The organism is Pseudomonas sp. 43(2021), from assembly GCF_017490805.1.
GTDB lineage: Bacteria > Pseudomonadota > Gammaproteobacteria > Pseudomonadales > Pseudomonadaceae > Aquipseudomonas.
Map to the genome: position 1 here is coordinate 1 of NZ_JAFGYJ010000223.1, position 547 is coordinate 547.

Annotated in this window: 1 protein-coding gene and 1 pseudogene; one reads left to right on the top strand and one right to left on the bottom strand. The window is 57.4% G+C overall.

The window, feature by feature from the left end:
- Positions 1-230: 230 nt before the first annotated feature.
- Positions 231-347: pseudogene (locus tag J5M71_RS29695) on the top strand (tail fiber protein); the annotation flags it as partial.
- Here J5M71_RS29695 and J5M71_RS26875 read toward each other — a convergent pair.
- Positions 343-547 (bottom strand): hypothetical protein (locus J5M71_RS26875; protein WP_207838542.1); only part of this gene is annotated, 205 nt, incomplete at its 5' end. The pseudogene J5M71_RS29695 and the gene J5M71_RS26875 sit on opposite strands and share 5 nt — an antisense overlap.

The window sequence follows — 547 nt, forward strand, 5'->3', positions numbered from 1 at the left end:
CTGCCAGGGCGGCAAAAACGTCCGAGACGAATGCCAGGTCATCTGAAACAGCAGCGGAACGGAGCGCCTCTGCCGCGGCAGACGCAAAAACAGCGGCGGCGGGGAGTGCGTCAACGGCATCCACGAAGGCGACAGAGGCTGCGGGAAGTGCGGTATCAGCATCGCAGAGCAAAAGTGCGGCAGAAGCGGCGGCAATACGTGCAAAAAATTCGGCAAAACGTGCAGAAGATATAGCTTCAGCTGTCGCGCTTGAGGATGCGGACACAACGAGAAAGGGGATAGTGCAGCTCAGCAGTGCAACCAACAGCACGTCTGAAACGCTTGCTGCAACGCCAAAGGCGGTTAAGGTGGTAATGGATGAAACGAACAGAAAAGCCCACTGGACAGTCCGGCACTGACCGGAACGCCAACAGCACCAACCGCGCTCAGGGGAACAAACAATACCCAGATTGCGAACACCGCTTTTGTACTGGCCGCGATTGCAGATGTTATCGACGCGTCACCTGACGCACTGAATACGCTGAATGAACTGGCCGCAGCGCTCGGG